Consider the following 20,513-nt stretch of genomic DNA (forward strand, 5'->3'; position numbering starts at 1 on the left):
GCCCGAACGTGCTTTTCGCGCCAAAAAATATGTCCGGTAGGCCTGATTCGATACAGGCGCTAGTCGAGTTCCGCCACCCGTGCCTGGAGGTCGTCCACGAACCGGCTGAGCAGGCGGCCGAACGTGCGGCGGTCCTCCTCCGACCAGTCGGCGACCGCGCTGGTGAACCAGCCGAGGATCGCCTCCAGGTAACGCCCTCCCGCCGCGGCACCGGAGTCCGTCAGCTCGATCAGCCGTGCGCGCTGGTCGTTCGGATCGGTGACGCGGCGGACCAGGTCGGCGCGTTCGAGGTCGTGCAGCAGCCGGGTGACGTGCGGGCCGACGACCTGCATCCGGGTGGCGATCTCCCCCACCCGCAGGGGCTGGCCGGCCATGCGCAACGTGACGAGGACGGTCATGGCCGGGCGGTCCAGCGGGATGCCGACGTGGTCCATCGCCCGCTCCACCAGCTGGCTGCGGTTGAGCACGGTGCCCAGTTGCATCAGGTGCGGCAGTACCGCCACGGGGTCCAAGGCCTCGCTCATCTCACACCTTACTTACCTAACTTAGGTATATGCTCGCCTCAGTCACCCGCAACCGTAGCGATCATTGCGGCGTGAAAAAGGATACCAAAGTTAGTTATCTGGAGGGACCATGAGCACCGTCCTGATCTCCGGCGCCAGCATCGCCGGGCCCGCGCTCGCGTACTGGCTGCGCCGCCGCGGCTTCGACGTCACCGTCGTCGAGAAGTCCTGCACCCTGCGCGGCGGCGGCTACCCGATCGACATCCGAGGCACGGCGCTCGGCGTGGTGGACCGGATGGGCCTGCTCCCCCGGTTGCGGGAGGCCCACGTGCACACGCAGAGGATCACGTTCCTCAACGCCGACGGCAGCCGCGTCGCGTCGCTGCGGCCGGAGTCGATCTCCGGTGGCGACGGCAGCGACCTGGAGGTCCGCCGAGGCGATCTCGCCGAGATCCTCCACGACGCCGTGCGCGACGACGTGGAGTTCCTCTTCGACAACAGCGTTTCCGCCCTGAACGATCACTCCGGCGGTGTGGACGTGACGTTCCGCAGCGGCCTGCAGCGGACCTACGACCACGTCATCGCCGCCGACGGGCTGCACTCGGCGGTGCGCGCGCTGACGTTCGGGCCAGAGGAGCAGTTCCACCGCTATCTCGGCTACTGCTTCGCGGGCTTCACGATGCCCAACCACCTCGGCCTCGCGCACGAGGGCGTGCTGTGGAACGAACCCGGCCGCGCCGCCGCGCTGTACGCGGTCGGCTCGGGTGAGAGCGTCCACGGGTTCCTGAGCTTCACCCTCGCCGAGCCGCCGTTCGGTGCCTTCCGCGACCCGGAAGCCCAGCGCGAACTGGTGGCGTCGGTCTTCGCCGCCGACGGCTGGGAGGTTCCGCGCCTGGTCTCGGCGATGCGCTCGGCGGACGACCTGTTCTTCGACACCGTCAGCCAGATCCGCCTGCCGCGCTGGTCGTCAGGTCGGGTCGCGCTGGTCGGTGACGCCGCGTACGCCCCGTCGTTCCTCACCGGTCAGGGCTCGAGCCTCGCGCTGGTCGGCGCTTACGTGCTGGCAGGCCACCTGGCGACGGCACCGGACCACACGGCGGCGTTCGAGGCTTACGAACGCGAGACCCGGCCGTTCGTCGAGCTGAACCAGAACCTGGTCGGGGAAGGTGACGCGGAACTGTTCCCCGGCACCGCCGAGGCGTTGGCCGCCCGCAACGCCGCCCTGCGCGACCGCACGACGATGCCCGCCGAGATCGGGCGTCCCGAGCACTCCGCGATGACGTTGCCGGACTTTCACTGAGTGCTGATGCTCGCCACCAGGTTGAGCGTCGTGGCGAGCACACCGGTGCCGAAGAGGTACGACAGCAGCGAGTGCTTCAGGGCCGTGCGTCGCATCTCGCTGCCGGACAGGCTCGTGTCGGACACCTGGAACGTCATCCCGATGCTGAAGGCGACGTACGCGAAGTCACCGTAGTCCGGCGGTTCGGGCTGGTTGAAGTCCACGCCGCCGTCCGCGCCGTAGTAGTAGAGACGGGCGTAGCGCAGGGTGAAGATCGTGTGCACCACCGTCCACGACAACACCACCGACAGCACGCCGAGCCCCACACGCAACAACTCGGACGCACCGGTCGTGTGTGCCGCACGGGCGAGTACGAAACCCACGGACACCAAGCTCGCAAGCGCGGCAATGAGCAGCAGCACCTCGGCCACGCGCCGTGTGGGGTCGTTGCGCATGGCGTGCTGTGCGGTCTCCTCGGCGTCCATCGGCCAGATGACCATCCACGCCCGGACCAGGTACACGAGGGTCGCGACGTCCCAGCCGACCAGCGGACCGAACTCGGCGTGGCCTGCGAAGGTGACGGCGAGCCCGCTGACCAGGCCCGCCGTCACCGCGATCACGACCTTGGTCCGGGCCAGCACGAAGCGGTCCGGCAGCGGTCGGGACGGAAGATCATCCGGCATGACCCGTGAAGGTACCCGCCCCGCCCCCCGCGGAGTCGGCACGCGGGGCCCTTTCGTGCGCTAGGAGAGTACGAAAGGGCCCCGCGTACCCAAAAATGTGGCTCCTGGGGCTCTTGTGAGTGGCCCCAGCAAAGTCGCGCGACCGTGTCGGACCTGGACTCATGGCGTCTGCAAGTACTACCAACTCAAGATCATCGGGCGTTCTGCTACCACCAACTGGCTTCGGTGCGCGAGCGGAACGCAGTTGGGTGTGGTCGGCGGCGGTTCGATCAAGACTTGGTGGTACTTGCAGACGCCAATCAGTTAGGCCCTACCAGCAACAACACGACTTTGCCGGGGCCCTGGGGCTCTTGTGGGTGAAGGTTAGTTGCCGGCGGCCTGCCAGTCACCGAACGGCGCGTCCGGCCCCACAGCCGTCTGCACGCGCTGACGCAGGCGCATGTCCGCCCCGAGCGCGAACACCCGAACGAGACCCTGCGCGTCCACCACGGCCGAAGGGGCGACCTCGACGTATCCGCCGAAGTCCTGCCACGGCACGAAGTTCCCGGCCGAGTCCTGACGCGTCATGCTCAGGCCGTAGTCGTTGTTGCGCGCGAACGCGAGCGTGCGGCCCCCACTGGTCACCGCGGCCACCGGCCCGAGGCCGCCCATGCCGCCGATGTTCGCCAGGGTCGTCTCCCACGACCCGTTCGCCGTCATCTCGCGCAACGTGCCGACCGACCCGTCGCTGTGCCGGCGGGTGAAGATGCGGACCCGGTTGGCGTCGAGCGCGGTGCCGATCGACGCGGTGCTCTGCGCCGCGGTCGTCAGCGCCTGGTAGATCGTCGTGCCGCCGACGTTCTGGTACCAGTGGAACGCCCTGCCGTTGCCGTCGGCGAACACGTGCATGCGGCCGCCCGGCGCGGTGATCGCGGACGGCTGGGACATCGCCTTGCCGTTGCCGCCCGTCACCGTGACCCAGCCGCTGAACCCCGTGCCCTCCTGCCACTTGTTGCCGAGCGTGCCGGCGCGGTTCACGACGTACAGCTCCAGCGACCCGTTCGAGACGCCGAAAACCGGTGTCTGGTAAGCAGGTGAGGAGTTGTTGGGGTTGCCCAGCGACGTCCACGTGCCGAAACCCTGCGCCCCGGCGGCGGTCTGCGTGCAGGTGCGGATCGCGGCCGTGTCGAGGTCCAGCACGGCGAGCTGCAGACGGTTGTCACCACGCATGGCCACGGCGACACCGGGCGCGAACGACCCGGCCAGCAACGTCGTGGGACCGGCCCACGCGCCGCCGTTGGGCTGACGCCACCACATCAGCGAGTCCCCCGCGGCGACGAACGCGTGGACCGTACCCGCACTGTCCACAGTGGCCCACTGAGGCGAGACGGGCCAACGTTCGTAGCAGCGGGACAGGTTCACGTCGAACGCGTCGCCGCTCAACGGGTCCATCGCCTTGTACTTGTTGTACGCGTTGGTCTTCGGCGTCCGCAGCGCGGTAGGAACGTTCACCGGCGCCTGACGCGTGTTGTAGCAGCGGTAGCGGACCAGCAGCGCGTACGGACGGCCGGTCGGCCCCATGTAGGACTTCACGGCCTTCTGCGCGAACTTGGCCGTGTGGATGTGGTCCAGGTGGTCCGGCATGCCGGCCGCGTAGCGAACGTCGTCGGGGAACGGGTCCTGACACCGGACGACGGTCGGCTGGAACTGCGCGAGCAACCCGAGCAGGACGTTGACCACGTCGGCGTGCCGGTAGGTCTGCACGCGGTTGGCAGGGCTGCCCGTCGGAACGATCGTGCTGGTGCTGTAGGACGTGTTGGTCCACAGGTTCTTGGTCGCGTCCTCGTGGAGGTCGTCGCCCCCGTCGGGCAGGTTCAGGTAGACCAGCTGCACGGTCGGCTTGCCGTCGAGCGTGTTGACCTCGACGGTCTTGCCCGCCACGACCACGGCCGTGCGGGTCCACGTGCTCGGCACCCCGGCGAGCGCCGCGTAGGCGTTGCGCTGGCCCTTGTGCAGCTCCGCGGACAACTGCTCGCGGGTCATGGTGTCGGTGCCGTTGAACTCGTCCGCCGTGAGAACGATCGTCCTCACGGGACAGCCGGAGAGGATCGCCGGCTGGATGTCCGGGTTGATGAACAGCAGGTCGTCGTCCGAATGCGCGATGATGTTGACGAAACTCGCACCCGTCGGCGCGGCGTGCGCCGTTCCGGCGTTGGCCCCGAACGCCGTCACCGCCGCGGCGGCGGTGCCGGCCTTCAGGACCGTGCGTCTGCTGATTTTGGGCATGGGCGACCTCCCGGTGTTCACCTCGTGCCCAGACTTCGGTTGTCGATGAATCTTTGTTACACAACGGGTTCAGGACTGGCTGTCACATCTGCCTATTGGTCCGATCGGGACGTTTTGCCGCCATTCGGGTCACGTAGAGCAACGGTTTCGTCACAGGGGTCAACGGACGCGGGCCCAGCCGTCGATCCAGGATCGAGCGCTGCCGAAAGGCGGCCGGGATGATCTCGTTGCTGCGGAAACTGAACCTCCACGGGATCCAGGCTCGGGAATCTCGTCGGCGCGGCTGCCTATTCGTTGTCCGGCGGCATCTTCTTGGTCGTCGTGAACACCCTGCGAAAGGCGAACAAGAACTCGAAGAAGGCACGCGGTGTTCTGGGTGGAGGCCGCGATGATCTCGGAGTTCACGGTGTTCTGGTCGCTCCAGACGCTCGAGATCACCAAGGCGAAGCCTGGAAACACTGAGCCCGGTCAGGACGCGACACATCCGAAGCAGCCCGCCGAGGTGCAGCACTGACGAACCTGGTGGGGCCGTGGGTCCACGGCCCCGGCGGATCCCGTCAGGCGCGCGAGGCCTCCTCCTGCTGCGCGGCGTTGTTCGTGGCACGGGTCGAGGCCTCCCTCAGCGCGGTGGACACCGCGGCGAGCTGGGTGCGGTAGGTGCCGGCCCAGTCCCCGCGGAAGGCGTCGGCGTCGCGGCCGAGCCACGTCGTGCCGTCGATCTGGGTGGACAGCGCGGTGGCGATGGTGTCGATCTCGCTGGCCTTGAGCTCCAGCTGGCGTGCCAGGGTGCGGACGGCCTCCGGGTCCATACCGACGAAACCGGTCATGTGCTTGCTCCTTCTGGTTCTGGCAGTCCTACTTGGACTACGGAGGTGGTGCCACCCACGACGTGCAGTGCCCTGCCCGGTGGGAAGTCGGCGCGGTTGAGGCGTTGGGGGAACGTGGTGCGGAACGCGCCGCCGTCGACGGTCTCCGGTGCCAGCGCGAGACCGGCTCGGCTCGTCTTGGCGGCGGCGAGCAGGCCGTGGCTGCCCTGCAACGCCGTCGCCTCGCCGTCGAAGACGAGGAAGTGGCCGTCGCGGACGCAGCGTTGCACCAGCTCCAGCAACGGTGCGGACGGCGTCAGGGCCGCCGCGAGATCGGCGAAGTTCTCCACCACCACGACGACGGGCGATCCGTTGAGCTTGTTCAGCAACGCGCGGGCACCGTCGTCGACCTCGGGATCGCACGAGGCGGTGTCCCAGCAACCGAGCAGTGCCAGGGACGAGCGCGTGGTGTTCGACAGCAGGTGGACCTCGACGCCCGGTCGCCATCGGCGCACGGCCGTGACGACGGCGTGGACGGCGGTGGTCCTCCCCGACCGCGGCGGCCCGCTGATCAGGAAGCCGCCCACCGGCTCGAACGTGTGCGGCGCAAGCGTTTCCGACGCGATACCGAGCACCGGGAGGCCGTCCGCGCTCGAAGGCAACGAGGACAGGAACACCTGGTCCGCCAGTCGCTCGATCGGGGGCGCGGCGGGCACGTGCCGGTCGCGCATCGCCTGTGCCATCGCTCTGATCCGGCGCGCCTGTGCCGCAACGTCGCCGTGCCGGCCGAGGTTCGCGACCTGGATCTCGCTGCCGCGCAACAACGCGCGGCCGGGAGGTGACGACGAGCCGAGGACGCCGATCGGTTCGCCGATGAGGGCGTAGTCGCTCTCGTCCGCGAACCTCAGCGCGACACGGGTCTGGATCGCGGCGGCGAGCACGGACGGCACGGCGGGCGGGCGGTCCGCGGACACCACGAGGTGCACGCCGACCTGCCTGCCCTCGCTCGCGATGCCGACCAGCACCTCGAACCACCGGCTGCGCTCCGTCGCCTCGTAGGCCTGGCGGAACGCCGTGACGCCGTCGAGCAGCACCAGGATCCGAGGGTCGGCCGACGCGCCTTCCTTCGCCCGGTACTCGGTGATCGTTCCCGCGTCGGCTCTCGCGTACCGGGCCGCGCGCTCGTCCACGACCTCTCGCAACCAGCCCAGCAGCCTGCGCACCCGTTCGTGGTCGCTGCCCGCGATCACGCTGCCCACGTGCGGCAGCTCCTCCAGCATCGCGAGTCCGCGCCCGCTGAAGTCGAGCCCGTAGACGTGGCACAACGGGTTCGGCGTGTCCCCCGCGGCGGCGGCGACGACCCGCAGCAAAGTCGTCTTGCCGGTGCCACCGGTCCCGAACACGGCGAGGTTGCCGTCGACGTCCGGGCGGAAGGACACGACGGTCTGCTGCTGTTTCTCCGGATCGTCGCGCACGCCGAAGACGATGTTGTCGTCGCCCCGCGACGGCATGGTGACCAGGTCGTAGACGGGCGCGAGCGGTGGCTTCCACGGCTGGTGCGGTGGCCTCATGCGGGCGTGCACGAAGGCCTCGCGCACCGCACGCACCATCCGTGCGATGTCCGTGGGACCGAGATCGGTCACGGCTTGCGGCGCCGTGCGGACCTGCCACGCCGTGCTGCCGCCGAACCACAGCTCCTCGACGAGCACCTCCGGCGGCGGCGCCACGTCCGGAGTCCACCCGCCCGCGTAGCCCGCCTGGAAGGGCACCAGTCTGCCGGGACCCGTCTTCGACACGGCTCGGCCCGGGAGCACGGGATCGAAGAAGGCCGCCTGCGGCGACCCCAGCACGTCCACGCTGTCCGCCTCGTCCGCCGTGCGCAGGGCCAGCCGCAGGTTGGTGTTCGCGCGCAGGTTGTCCTTGATGACGCCCGCGGGACGCTGCGTGGCCAGGATCAGGTGCACGCCGAGCGAACGACCGCGCTGCGCCACGTTCACGACGCCGTCGACGAACTCCGGCAGCTCCTTCACCAGTGCCGCGAACTCGTCGACCACGATCACCAGGCTCGGCGGGGCGGCCGCGGCGTCGCGCCGTTCCAGCTCGGCCAGATCCTTCACCCGGTACCGCGCGAACAGCTCTTCCCGCCTCTTCAGCTCGGCGGACAGCGACGTGAGCGCCCGGTGCACGAGGTGCGGGGTGAGGTCGGTGACCTGGCCGACGACGTGCGGCAGGCCCTCGAACTCCTGGAACGCCGACCCGCCCTTGTAGTCGACCAGCAGGAAGGTCACGCGTTGCGGGCTGTGCGCCACGGCCATGGCGAGGATCCACGACTGGAGGAGCTCGCTCTTGCCCGCTCCCGTCGTGCCGCCGACCAGTGCGTGCGGCCCGTCGGCTCTCAGGTCGAGCGCGTGCGCGCCTGCCGCCGACATGCCGACGACGGCGCGCAGGGTGCCCGGTTCCCGGCTCGGCTTCTGCGGGGCGCACGGTCCGGAGACGATCGACCTGTTCTCCTGCCAGCGTTCCAGCACCACCTCCGCAGTGGGCACCAACGCGGGTTCCGCGACGTTGAGCAGCGAGATCGACCGGGGCAGGTCGCTCGCGTCGTCGACCTTCGCCCCGGTGTCGACCAGGGGTGCGAGCCGCCGCGCCAGGTCGGTCGCGGACTGGGCGTCGAGCAGCTCCACGGTGACGTTCCCGACTCCGGTGCCGTCGTGGACGAACCCCACCTGGCCGGTGCCGGTGGCGTGCTCGACACCGACGTACGTGCGGCACGCGGCCGGCAGCAGGGTGAGGTCCACCGCCAGCCACAACACGTGAACTCCGTGCCGCCAGCCGGTTTCCGCGAGCTCCACGAGCCTGCTGCGCTCGACCGGTGTGTCGTCCTCGACGATCACGAAGACCGACGGCACCCGTTCCCGGCTGTCCACTCTGGACTCCACGAGCGCTTCGAGCTCCGACAGCAGAAGGGTTCCCGCGGACGCGTCCGCCGCGAGGTGACGGGCACCGAGCGGACTGTGCGGGGAGGTGGTGTGGGGCAACCACTTGACCCAGTCCCAGTCCGCCGCACTCTGGGCCGACGCGAACCCCGCGAGAACGAGCTCGGCGGGTGAGTGCAACACAGCCAGTTGGGCCACCGCGGCACGGGCTGCACCCAGTGCGGCCGACCGCGAGCCGGCGACACCGAGTCCGCCGTGCTCCAACGGCATCGCCACCACCGGCACGCCGTCGACGAACGCGAGCGGCCCGGTGGACTCGACGAGCTCGGTCCACAGCTCACGGGGCAGTCCTCTGGGATCCGGCAACGAGATCGTGTTGCGAGCGGGCAGGCGTCCGGTGCCGAGCCTGATCTCGAGGAAACCGGGGTCGTCCGGCCTGCGCGTCCACAGCAGCTGACCACCTTCCCGTGCCGCCTTCACGCAGTCGGCCACGGACGGGTGTTCGCCGCACCGCGCCAGCACCTCGGACCGGTTCGCCTGCTCTGCCTCCTCCACCGCGTCCGCCAGCTCCGCGCGGAACGCGGCGGTCCCCTTCTTGAACGCCGACCGGCCGGCGAGCCTCGACTCGACCGCGTAGCCGATCATCATCATCGGGCTCAGCGCCACGAAAGCCAGTGACAGCACGGACTTCGTGACGAGGTACAGAACGGCACCCATGAGCACGGGCGCGATCAACGGCACAATCGGGAACCGCTCGCGCTGGGGGCGGCGGGGTGGTTCCGGCGCGATCTGCTCGACACCGGAGTAACGCCGGTCCAGCCGCGGTGAGCGGACGAACGCGACGGCGGCGTCCCCTGCCGCGGCCGGAGTCGCGTGCAGCACCCGCACCAGCAGCTCGGTGTCGCCGACTCGCACGCGGTCGCCGGGCCGCAGCACCGACCTCGACACCGTCGCCCCGCCGAGCTGCACACCGTTCGCCGAGCCCAGGTCGGTGATCTGCGCGACGTCGGCGATGGTCAGCCGGGCGTGCTGCCGCGACACCAGGGGGTCGGTGAGCCGCACCTCGCAGCCCGGTTCGCGCCCGATCACCCAGGTCCCCCTGTGCAGCGGGAACTTCCTGCCCGCGTCCTGGCCGGCCACGACCTCGACCTCGGCCGCGTCGCCGGCGCGGGGATCGGTGTAGTCCTCGCCGCCGCGGGCGATCGCGACCGTGGCGCCGGAGCGCAGCCCGCTGCCACCGATGTGGAGGTGCGGGTCGAGCGATCGCTGGTCCGGGCCGACGATCGAGAGCGTGACGCGGCCGGAGGACGGCGGTCCGCCCGCAGGGTCCGCACGCACCAGATGCGCCGCCAGGTCTCCCACCGTGGTCGCGGCGTCGACGGTCGCGATCAGGTCGACGGGGGTGCCTCCGGACCGCGCGAGCGTGAACTTGATCTTCACGGCCCCGCCTTCCTCCGCTCACTGCCCCGGACCGGCAGGAACGTGCGGACGTCGACCAGCGCGAGCCAGCGCCGCCAGCGAGGCACCACCGCGCGCATCCGGCCCCTGGCCTCCCGCACCGCCGTCCAGTAGGCGTCCACCGCGGCCTGGTCCGGTGATCCCGGGCCGAACACGTGGTCGTCCGCCCGCACGGCGAGACCGTGCAGACCGAAGGCGGCCAACAGGTCGGCCTCCTGACGCCGGGTCCGGCCGCGGGGAACCGTCGCGCCGAGGTCGCGGGCGTGGTCCACGAGCTCGCGCCAGCCGGTGGCGAACCTGGTCGACGTGCTCCCCCGCGTCCGCCGGCGGTGGCGCCGCAGCACCTTGGCACCGACGACGAGGCTGATCAGCGCAGCGACCGGCAGCAGCACGGAGGCCACGTCGGCGAGCAGGTCCACGAGCCACCGCGGCAGCCACGGCCCGGTGTTCTCGCCTGCGCCGACACCTGTCGCGTCCGTGCGGCTCGCGTCGACCAGCGAGCTCGGCATCTTGACCGCGTTCGGCGGCGGCACCACGGCGGCGTCGGTGTTCTCGATCTCCTGCGGTGGCTGGTGATCGGGCTTCTTCGAGCGGTCGGGCATGTACTCCGTGTTCGGGACGACCGCCCACCTGCCGTCCGCGAGGTGGAGCTCCACCCAGGCCTGCACCTGCTCGCCCCGCACCACGCCGCCGGGCCCGGGAACGGCGCCCAGCACGACCCTGGCCGGCATGCCGATCTCGTTGGCCACCAACGCGTACGCGGCCGCGTACTGCTCGTCGTTGCCGGCCGGGCGCTTGGCGTTGAAGAAGGCGGTGAGCCGGCTCGTGCCGTGGCCCGGCAGGTATTCGGTCTCGCCCGGTCCGCCGTCGGTGTAGGCGCCGTTCTCGCGCAGGTACGTGGCGGCGGCGCGCAGACGTCCTGCCATCGTCGTCGCGTCACCCGCCCACTTCGCGACCTTGCTCCGCACGAACGCGAGGTCGGAGGTGCGCACCGCGGGCCGGCCGAACGGCTGGGCGTCGTCCGGGATTCCGGGCGAGGCCAGCACCGTCCGCAACGTGTAGGTGTCGCCCTCGCGCAGGCGGTCGGCCACGATGCCGGACGCGGTCGCCAGGTTGTAGCGCAGGCTCTCGGTGTGCCCCGCCTTCCGTTCGCCGGTGAACGCGATCTCCCTCGCGTGGCCGGCGGTCGGCAGCCACGCGCTCAGCTCGTCCGCAGTCGCGTAGGCCGCCTCGATCTTGACCGTCACCGTGGTCTCGGCACCGGTCTCCGCGACGGGGATGCGCACACCGACACGTTGAAAATTGTTCCTGCGCAACGGGTTCACGGCCTCGGACTGGTCGTTGACAGCGCCCCAGACCAGACCGTCGTACCCGTCCAGCGCCGCGATCCGCACCCGCTCACCGGAGGGCAGCCCCTGCACGGTGAAGAGCGTCTGGTCCCAGAGCTGGTTGGCGTCCTTGGTGTGCTTGCGGTAGCCGACCAACGGGCTGGCGTAGGCGCCGACCTCGAACGGCGGCTCCACGTAGTTGCGCAACACCAGCCGGTCCGGGCTGCCCGTGCCGGGCAGCAGCGGTGCCGCCAGCAGCGCGACGCCGGCTGCCACACCCACGAGCACGACCGCCGTCGCCGCGCGGACTCGGCGAACCCCACCGCTGCGCACACCCGTGCGGCGGCGAGCTGATCGCACGGAGAGCCAGCCCGTGCCCACAGCGGCGAACACGGCCCCGAGCACACCGGCCGCCTCGCCGGTGCCCAGCAGGATCACCGCCGCGAGGACCGCGAGCGGTGCGGAGACCGGCACCGCGCTCAGCGACACCCGGCGGGCCAGCGTGAAGCCGCCGGCGCCGCACAGCAGGCCCAGGATGTACGGGATCACCAGCAGCGGTCCCGCGCCGTCGACCGGCGGCAACGTGGTGAGCAGCTGCTTCCACCCGTGCACACCGAGGCCGGCGAGGCTCACCAGGTTGTCCGGTGTGGGCACGCCGCCGCTGTCGCGCATCGCGACCACACCGCCCAGCAGGAAGAACACCGCGACCGTCATGGCCGCCACGGCGATCATCGGCCGCCGCAACGCCGAAGCGACGTGTCCGGCGATCACGCCGAGCACCAGCCCGGTCACCCCGGCGAGGAGGAAGCCCCAGCCGGTGTAGGTGGTGCGGAAACCCAGCAGCGCGACGAGGAACAGCACGCCCAGGAAGGCGGCGTCGACGAGATCGTCGCGGCGGGGCACGAATCTGGTCACTGCAGGACTCCTCCCGCCAGCAGCGCGGGCAGGTCGTTCAGCTGCCGCAGCGTCAGGACGGTGAACGCGGTGCTCACCGACCGCGCGGTGGCGGCGTCCGGGTCCACGCGGATCACGACCTTCCGCACGTCCGGCGAGAACACGGACGCGGCCACGCGCAGCTCCGCGTGGCTGTGGCGGGAGCTGGTGATGAGCACGACCAGGGTGGCGTCCGGCGCGGCCGCGACCGCCCGTGTCGCGGCCTCGGCCAGCACCGGGCCGCCCAGCTCGGCGCGTGCGAACACGTCGAGGGCGCGCTGCGGGGCGCTGCGGCCGGACAGGTGCCCCGCGGCCACGACCGTCGTGTCGATCTCGTCCGCCGCCGCGCGCCGGACCACGGACGCGCCCGCGGACAACGCCGTTTCGAACACACCCGAGTCCGGATAGGACTGTTCGGCACCGTCCACGACCGCGACGACGTGTGCCCGGCGGGAGTCGAGGTACTGCCGCACCAGGAATCGTCCGTCCTGAGTGGACGACGCCAGCTTCGCCGTGGAGCGCCAGTGGATGTGACGGCGGTCGTCGCCCGGTGCGTACTCGCGCAGGGCGTGGAACGCGAGGTCGCTCATCGAGACGTCGTTGGTGGTGCAGCCTTCCAGATCGCGCAGCAGGCCGGTGCCGAGCGGCTCCAGCGGCACGGTGACCGGGTGCACGAACACCTCCACGACGTCGGTCATCTCGACCGTGCGCCGCACCAGCCCGAGCGGGTCACCCCTGACCGTGGTGGCGGGACCGACCGCGATCACCCCGCGCCTGTGCCCGGCGATCTCGATCTCGCGGCCGTGGTCGAGCACCTCGACCCGGTCCCTGCCGATCGGCAGCTCGACCTCCGGCGCGAACAACGACACCCGTCCGCGGTGCTCGACCTCGACCGCGCACGGGGTGGACTCGTCCGGCTGAAGGCGACGCCGCGCGACGTCCACGCGCACCCGCACCTGGCTGTTTCCGAACGTGAGCAGACAGGCCAGCGCGAGCAGCACCACACCGGTGGCGCCGAACAGCACGAGCTCGTCCCAGCCGAGCACGGCGCCGAGCACCCACGCCGCGAGCGCCGTCACGGCGAGCACCCTCCCGGACGGCGACACGGACTCCAGCAGCCGCCACATCTCAGGCTCCCCGCCGCACGGGCGGCTCGATGTCGGCGAGCAAGGAGTCGATCACCTTCTCCACGCTCGCCCCGTCGAACTGCGCCTCGGCGTGCAGCAGGATCCGGTGCCCCAGCACGGGATGCGCGAGCATCTGCACGTCGTCCGGCACGACGTGGCCGCGGCCCTGGGCGAGCGCCCACGTCTTCGCGCACCGCACGTACGCCAGGCACCCGCGCACCGAGACACCCAGCCGCACAGCGGGATGCGTGCGCGAGGCCTCGGCGATCCTGCTGACGTACCCGAGCACCGCCGGGTCGACGTGCACCTGGTCGGCCAGCGCGGTCAGCTGCGCCACCGCACCCGCCGCGATGGCGGGCGGCACGTTCACCGACCGGTCGCGGGTCGCCGCGTCCGCGAGCAGCGCCACGGTGGCGTTGTGGTCCGGGTAACCGATGCTGGTCTTCATCAGGAACCTGTCCAGCTGCGCCTCGGGCAACCGGTAGGTGCCTGCCTGCTCGATCGGGTTCTGCGTCGCGATGACCATGAACGGCGCACCGACGGGGTGGGTCTCGCCGTCGACGGTGATCCGGCCCTCCTCCATCACCTCGAGCAGCGCCGACTGGGTCTTCGGCGACGCGCGGTTGATCTCGTCGGCCAGCACGATCGAGCCGAAGATCGGTCCGGGGTGGAACCGGAACCTGCCCTGCGCCTGGTCGTAGATCTGCACGCCGGTGACGTCCGAGGGCAGCAGGTCCGGGGTGAACTGGATCCGGGTGCTGCTGCCCTGCACGGTGTTCGCCAGCGCCTTGGCGAGCGAGGTCTTGCCGGTGCCGGGGTAGTCCTCGAGCAGCAGGTGCCCGTCGGAGAGCAGACAGGTCAACGCGAGCCGGATGACGTGGTCCTTGCCGGAAATCGCGCGCGAGATGTTCAGCACCATTTGCTCGAAGGTCTGCGCGAACAGCCGGGCCTGATCGGGAGTGGCGGTCATGGTCGTTCCTTCACTGTTTCTCGCGTGCTCACCAACGGAAAGATCCCTGGACACCGCCACAGGTGACGTAGACCTGTTCACCCGGATATCCGTAGTAATTCCTCGTCTGCCTGCGTTCGTTCGGACCGAAGTTCTCGTTGACGAATCCGACCGGTCCGTGGTCGCTGTTGAACGTGCATGTCACGTTGCTGGTGAAATTCGCCGTCTGCACCACGATGTAGGCACACGCGTTCGAGGTGCAGACGCCTGTGCCGGCACAACCACCTGCCCCGCAAGGAGCACCCTTGGACACGGTTACGGAGGGTGGCGGCGGAGGCGGTGGCGGCGTCGCCTGGTTCCGCGTCTGGCTCAACGTCGGCCTGCCCGCGTCCGTCACCGTCACGGTCACGTCGACGGACTGCGAGTACCCGACGTCCTGGCTGCCCGACCAGCTCCACCCACCGACTCCGGTGGTGAACGACTGGTTGAACCCGCGGCTCGTCGTCACCTGCACGTTGGCCGGCTTGCCGTTCGGGTTCACCGACACCGAGAAGTTGACGACCGTGTTGTTGGCGGACGTGTTCAGGACAAGATCGCGCATCGGCCCGTAGGTGGTCACGCCCGCAGAAACCGCGCTGTTGCACGGGTTGCCCGCGTACGCACCGCCGCCGCTGCCGTTGCACGCCTGCAGGCTGATCGTCACCGGCTGCCCGTTCGGCAACCCGTTGATCGTCTGCGTGGCACCGGCCTGCCCACCGGTCGGGTAGGTCCACGTCCCGCAGGAGCCGCCGGACCAGGTGCAGGTCACGGTGTTCGACTTGCCGTGCGACGCGGGTGCGTCGAAGCGCAGGGTCGCCTGCCCGTCCGCTCCGGTCGGCGTCGCGGTGAACCCGGTGATCGGGTCCGGAGTCGCGGTCGCCTCCATCTGCGCCGCCGGGCTGGGCGGTGAGGTGTGGCCGGACGGCTCGGCCTGGGCGGCGGCGTTGGCGGCGACGACCGTGTAGCTGTAGATCGTGCCGTCGTTCTGCAGCCCGTCGTCCAGGCACGTCGTCGCCGTGACCGACGAGCACACGGTCTTGGTGCCGCCGCCGGTGCGGGTGAGGGTGTAGGTGGTCGGGCCGGGACCGTTCGCGCCCACCGCGCCCCACGAGACCGTGACGGCCCGCGTCTGCGCGTTCGCCGCGTTCGTCGCGGTGAACGTCGGCGCGCCGGGAGCCTGCGGAGCACCCGCCGACTGGCCCTGCACGGTGACGGCCGGGCCGGGGCCCTGGGAGTTGACCGCGATCACGGTGAACACGGTCTGCGCGTTGTTGTCGAGTCCGGTGGCCGTCGCGCTGGTCGCCCCGCCGGGCGCGGTGGTGCGGCCACCTCCCGACCAGCTGATCTCGTGCCGCAGCACGGCCGTGCCGTCGTTGGGAGCCGCGCCCCAGCTCAGCTTCAGCGTGCCGTCGCGAGGCTCGGAGGTGCCCAGGCCGGTCACCGCACCCGGCACGGTGTTCGGCTGGGCGGGCGCCGACGAGCCGCTCGGCTTGCCCCAGCCGACCAGGTTGTGGGCCCGGACGGTGAACGTGTACTCGGTGCCGTTGGACAGGCCGGTGATCGTGCACGGCGACGCCGCGCACACCTGCTTGCCGCGGCCGAAGTCGACCTCGTAGGAGTCGATCGGCGCGCCGTTGCCGGAAGGCGTGCTCCAGGCGAGCTCGACGACCTTGCTCAGCACCGTGCGTCCTGGCACCGGGACTCCGGGGGCGTCGGGCACGCCGAGCACGTTCAGCCTGATCCGTCCGGTGGCCTTGCGATCGTCACGGCCGGTGTCGGCCACATCGGTCACGACCACGTTGAAGTCGATGGCGCCGTGCGCGTCGCCGTTCGGGGTGATGCGCACGGTGGAGCCGTCGTTGCTCGCGCTCGCCTGAGCACCACCGGCCTGGTTCACCGCGACGACGGAGATCTTCGGGTCGCGCAGCTGCGAGCGGACGTACGAGACGAGGTCGACGGTGGCGGTGTCACCGGCCTTGACGCCGTCGAGCGTCACCGGGGCGACCGTGGGCGGCGGTGCGGCTGCGACCTTGACCGCGATCTTGCCCTTCGGCCCGTCTCCCGCTCCGACCTCGATCGTTCCGGTCGAGCCCGGCTTCGCGCCACCCGCCGCCGTGACGGTGAGCGTGCGTTCACCGGAGCCTTCGAGCGAGACGCCGCCCGGCTGTTCGAGCCACGTGGCCGAGTACCGGACGTCACCGAGCTTCGAGCGGTCCGCGACCCACACGTGGCACACGGCGGTGACGTCGATCTTCACCGGCAGCCCGCCCTCGACGACCGCGATCGCCGACGCGGGGCACCGCAGCACCGGTGTGTCCGGACCGACCTGCACCGGCACCGTGATCAGCGCGAACCTGCCCTCGGGATCGGTGAGCGAGCTGCCGTCGGTGACCTGGAACGTCACGGCGGCCGGTCCGGTGTAGCCGCCGCGTGCGGTGAGGACGAGACCGGTGTCCCCCTCGTTGCGGACCTCCAGCCCGGTCGCCGGCGCGGCGGTCACCTCGTCGACGGTCGTGAGCTTCGGCTGCTTGCCCGACGGAACCTCGACGTAGTCCTTGACCTGCACGGTGACCGAACCGTCCGCGGGCACGTTGATGATCTTGTCCGGGATGGCGCGCGGTGCGCCGGTCCCCTTCGACGGCACGTGGATCAGACCGGCGGAGGTGGCCCCGGACGCGTCCTTGACCTCGTAGGCGATGGTCCGCGGGTGGTCGCCGACCGGCACTGTCGCCTTGCGTCCGGACACCTTGGCCTGGTCGTGGAAGACCTTGGTGATCTCCAGCTCGTCCGCTGGTCCGTCCGGGTCGGCGATCGCGCTCGAGAGGTCGACCTCGACCGTGCTCTCCTTGTTCTTCACCTCGGGGAACAGCTCTCCGGCGACGGGTGGGACCGCGTAGTCCTCGCGGCTGCGCACGGTGAGCGTGGCGACGGACGGCTGACCGAGCCCGTTCGTGATGCCGTAAGCGATCACCAGCGGCTTGCCGGTGAGGTCGGGAGCGGTGAGCTCGATTCGGCCGTCACTGCCCTTCACGTCACCGGGCAGCGACGGGTTGCGCGTGGCCAACGGCTCGACCGTGACCGTGTCACCGGGTGCCTGGACGTCGTTGGCGAGCACGTTCACCGCGAGGCGGGCACCCGGTGCCGCGGTCACCACGTCGTCCACGGCGACCGGCGGCTGCGGGTCGCCCGGCGGCACCACGGCGACGCGGACCAGCGACTCGCCGGTGCGGCCGTGGGCGTCGGTGACGACGAACCCGAAGGTGTCCGTGCCGTTGGACGTCGGGAACGCCTCGTACGTGAGCGAGGTGCTCGCGATCCCGACCACGCGGCCGAGCGCGGGCGCGGACGCGATGCCGGTGACGGCGGTCGAGTCACCGTCCGGGTCCGCGCCGCTCGACGGCACGGTGACCGTCACCCGGTCACCCGCCACCACTCGCACCTCGACGGGCTCGGGAACGGGCGGCTGGTTCGGGTTCTGCGGCGTGGGCGCCGGGGTGACCGTGACGTGCACGTGCCCGACGGCCTGGTCTCCGTCCGGGTTCTGCACCACGTAGGAGATGTCGGCGACCAGCGGCGCGTCGAGCCGGTCGGGTGCGACGTAGCGGACCACGTCACCGGCCGCGTAGGCGGTGCCGGCGTCCTTGCGACCGTCCCTCGCGGTGACGGCGAGCCGGCCCCTGGCGGGTGCGCCCTGGACGTTCGACTGGAGCGTGAGCGGCGCACCGGTGGGCGAGATGTCGTTGTCCAGCACCGGGATCGTCGCCGAGTCGCCGGCACGGGCGAACGCGCGGTCGTCCCTCGGCACGGGAGTGTCGTCGGCGGGCGGCGGCAGCTGCGTGACGGTGACCTCGCCGGTGACCGGACCGGTCACGCCGTCGGTCACCGTGTAGCGCACGACCTGCGGGTTGCGGTCGAGGACGGGGACGGCCGCGGAGACGCGCAACCAGCGGCCCTTGACGACGGCGACCTCCAGCTGGCCCGTGACGCTCTCCGCGTGCTGCACGCCGAGCAGCGATCCGGCGGGACTGAAGTCGTTCGCCAGCACATCGGCCACGACCGGTTCCTGGCCGCGCACTACGGCGTTGTCCGGCATCGCGACCGGCGGCAACGGCGAGTCCGGTGCGGCGGTGACGTCGATGCGGATCGCGCCCTTCGCGAACGGCGCGTTGCCGAAAGCGGCCGTGTAGTCCAGCACGAAGGTGCCCGGCTTCGCGGCCGTCAGCGTCACCAGACCGGTCCTGGTGTCCGTGGTGATCGTCGCCCCCGCCTGCGGCGCCACGTCGGCGGCGAGCCGCAGCTCGGCCGCGGGGTCGAGCGGGTCCGCGCCGGGGAGGTCGTTCTCGAGCGGGTGGACGAGCACCGGCGTGCCGACCTGCCCGCGCGCCACGTCCGGGCGGGCGAGGGCCGGCAACGCCGCGGGTGCGGCGCGGTCGAGCACTCGCACGCGTTCCGCGCCCGCCACCGGATCGGCGATGCCGTCGGTGACCTTGTAGTCGACCGTCTGCTGCCCGGCCTCCACCGGTGCCGCGTACTCGACGAAACCGGTGTTCGTCGTGGTCGCCACACCCGCCTTGGCGCCGGCGTCGGTCAGCACGACGGGGTCGCCGTCGAAGTCGCGCCAGTCCGCGAGCACCGGCAGCGTGAGCCGGCCTCCCGAGGCGACGGACCACTCGTGCGGCTCGGCGCCCTTGCGCAAGGCCGGCGGCTCGTTCTGGGAGTCGGCGCGCACCTGCACGGTGACGGCGGCGGTGGCGTTGAGGCCCTTGCCGTCGTCGACCGTGTACTTGAAGTGCACGTCCTGGGCTTTCTCCGGCAACGTCACCTCGACGGTCTGACCGTCAGGGGCGATCGCCAGCCCGGCGTCCTTGCGGTCGAGGTCGGCGACGGAAGTGACCGAGAGGATGTTCCCCGCCGGGTCCGAGTCGTTGTCGAGCACGTGCAGGACCGTCGTGCGGCCCGGCCGTGCGCCGAGGGTGTCGTCGGCGGCTTTCGGGGGCTTGTCCTTCGACGACTCCGTGGTGTTCTCGTTCTTGTCCTTGTCGCTGGGGTTCTGCTCGGGAGGTGGCTTGACCGACTGCCAGTCGTCCACCTTGCGCTGGGTGCTCAGGTCCCACACCGCTCCCGTGGCGACGTCGTTGAGCACGATCGCCTTCCGGTTCGTCCGGAACACGGGCTGAACCAGCGCTGTCGCGTCCTTCAGGTTGCCGGCGGACGCCTTCTTGCCGTCACAGGAGCGGAAGTAGCCCCCGGAGGCACCGGCCCAGGCGCCGTGCACGCACTCGCCGAGCCGTGCCGGTGCCGCCGGTGCGCCGTCCGATCCCTCGTGCAACGTGGTGGTGCCGTCGCCGTCGAGGTCGAACGACTTCAGCTCGCTCTTCGTGGCCAGGACGACCGCGGTCGTCGCAGGTCCCGCCTGCTGGAGCACGGCCTCCTTTCCCGCCTGCGCGGTGCGTCCGCCGGGGAGGAAGAGCGTGCCGGTGGCGGCGTCGAGCACGACGGCCTCGCCACCGACCGCCGTGACGGCGGGAGCTTTCGGCGGGCTGGCGAGCTTGCCGTACTCCGGCTCGCCGAATCCCCCGCCCTGTGGCGGCAGCTTCACGGTGCGGCCGTTGGCGGACACGGCGTGCACCGCGCCGTCCAGCCCGACGACCAGCGCGGCGGCCTCCGCGCCGTCGACGGTCGCGAGTGGCGGGCTCTCCTGACTCAGTTGATCGAGCGCGCTCACGCCGGCGTGGACGTCGACGCGGATCGCCCACACCTTGCCGCCTGCGGGGTCGAGTACCGCGAGCGTGCCACCGGCCAGGCCGATCTGACCGCCGCTCGGCAGCGCCGATCCGTGGTCACCCAGCGTCACCGATCGCGCCACGTCGACCGGGTAGAGCTTGCCGCCCGCCCGGTCACGCGCGACCACCGCAGCACCGTCCTGGACCACGTCGAGCTGGTAGTTCTGCTGCGCACCGCCGGGCGGGTTGAACGCCGCGTCCAACGATCCGACTGGTTTGTTGAGCCTGCCGAACAATCCGTCGCGATCGCTGGTGACCCACACACCGCCGTCGTTCAGGTCGACCTGACGAACCGGATTTCCGTTCGACGAGAACGCATAAGCGACGAACAATGCCGCCGCGACGACGAGCACCGTTCCGGACGCGAGCGTGGTCCGGTGCTTCTGGAAGAATCCCACTGTTCCCCTCGCCATGATCGCGTGCG

Annotated in this window: 11 protein-coding genes; 2 read left to right on the plus strand and 9 right to left on the minus strand. The window is 70.9% G+C overall.

The genetic code is table 11. The features are described from left to right. Nucleotides 1-59 precede the first annotated feature (59 nt). Complete coding sequence (locus ACFOWZ_RS40115) at nucleotides 60-524, minus strand: MarR family winged helix-turn-helix transcriptional regulator (RefSeq protein ID WP_382379196.1); 465 nt, start codon at nucleotides 522-524, stop codon at nucleotides 60-62. Nucleotides 525-633: 109 nt separating this feature from the next. On the opposite strand from ACFOWZ_RS40115, the gene ACFOWZ_RS40120 reads away from it, so the two are divergent. Next, nucleotides 634-1,803 carry an FAD-dependent monooxygenase gene (locus ACFOWZ_RS40120; RefSeq protein WP_382379197.1) on the plus strand — a complete coding sequence of 390 codons (1,170 nt, stop codon included), beginning with the start codon at nucleotides 634-636 and terminating at the stop codon, nucleotides 1,801-1,803. Here ACFOWZ_RS40120 and ACFOWZ_RS40125 read toward each other — a convergent pair. Continuing rightward, entirely contained in the window at nucleotides 1,797-2,465 is a 669-nt protein-coding gene (locus ACFOWZ_RS40125) for a DUF1345 domain-containing protein (protein ID WP_382379198.1), read from the minus strand. The genes ACFOWZ_RS40120 and ACFOWZ_RS40125 overlap by 7 nt on opposite strands. Nucleotides 2,466-2,828: 363 nt before the next feature. Beyond that, entirely contained in the window at nucleotides 2,829-4,730 is a 1,902-nt protein-coding gene (locus ACFOWZ_RS40130; RefSeq protein WP_382379199.1) for a PIG-L family deacetylase, read from the minus strand. 367 nt (nucleotides 4,731-5,097) lie between these two features. Between ACFOWZ_RS40130 and ACFOWZ_RS40135 the strand changes: the two genes are divergently transcribed. After that, nucleotides 5,098-5,244: a hypothetical protein gene (locus tag ACFOWZ_RS40135; RefSeq protein ID WP_382379200.1), complete on the plus strand. Its 147-nt coding sequence runs from the start codon at nucleotides 5,098-5,100 to the stop codon at nucleotides 5,242-5,244. Nucleotides 5,245-5,287: 43 nt separating this feature from the next. Here ACFOWZ_RS40135 and ACFOWZ_RS40140 read toward each other — a convergent pair whose 3' ends face one another. Genes ACFOWZ_RS40140 through ACFOWZ_RS40165 form a run of 6 tightly spaced genes read right to left on the minus strand, consistent with a single transcriptional unit; the run spans nucleotide 5,288 to nucleotide 20,502 of the window. Then, nucleotides 5,288-5,557: a WXG100 family type VII secretion target gene (locus ACFOWZ_RS40140; protein ID WP_382379201.1), complete on the minus strand. Its 270-nt coding sequence runs from the start codon at nucleotides 5,555-5,557 to the stop codon at nucleotides 5,288-5,290. Next, a complete protein-coding gene (locus tag ACFOWZ_RS40145) occupies nucleotides 5,554-9,912 on the minus strand; it encodes an FtsK/SpoIIIE domain-containing protein (protein WP_382379202.1) in 4,359 nt (1,452 codons plus the stop codon). The genes ACFOWZ_RS40140 and ACFOWZ_RS40145 overlap by 4 nt, the downstream gene beginning before the upstream one ends. Further along, complete coding sequence (locus tag ACFOWZ_RS40150; RefSeq protein ID WP_382379203.1) at nucleotides 9,909-12,173, minus strand: transglutaminase-like domain-containing protein; 2,265 nt, start codon at nucleotides 12,171-12,173, stop codon at nucleotides 9,909-9,911. Before ACFOWZ_RS40150 ends, ACFOWZ_RS40145 begins: the two co-directional genes overlap by 4 nt. After that, a complete protein-coding gene (locus tag ACFOWZ_RS40155; protein ID WP_382379204.1) occupies nucleotides 12,170-13,318 on the minus strand; it encodes a DUF58 domain-containing protein in 1,149 nt (382 codons plus the stop codon). Before ACFOWZ_RS40155 ends, ACFOWZ_RS40150 begins: the two co-directional genes overlap by 4 nt. Before the next feature lies 1 nt (nucleotide 13,319). Next, nucleotides 13,320-14,288, minus strand: coding sequence for an AAA family ATPase (locus ACFOWZ_RS40160; RefSeq protein ID WP_382379205.1), 969 nt, complete (start codon nucleotides 14,286-14,288; stop codon nucleotides 13,320-13,322). A 28-nt stretch (nucleotides 14,289-14,316) separates the two neighbouring features. Then, the gene (locus ACFOWZ_RS40165) at nucleotides 14,317-20,502 is read right to left on the minus strand and encodes an Ig-like domain-containing protein (protein ID WP_382379206.1); all 6,186 of its coding nucleotides are present in this window, start codon (nucleotides 20,500-20,502) and stop codon (nucleotides 14,317-14,319) included. Between the last annotated feature and the right edge of the window lie 11 nt (nucleotides 20,503-20,513).

The sequence above is a fragment of the Lentzea rhizosphaerae genome, from assembly GCF_042649515.1.
Classification (GTDB): Bacteria; Actinomycetota; Actinomycetes; order Mycobacteriales; family Pseudonocardiaceae; genus Lentzea; species Lentzea aerocolonigenes.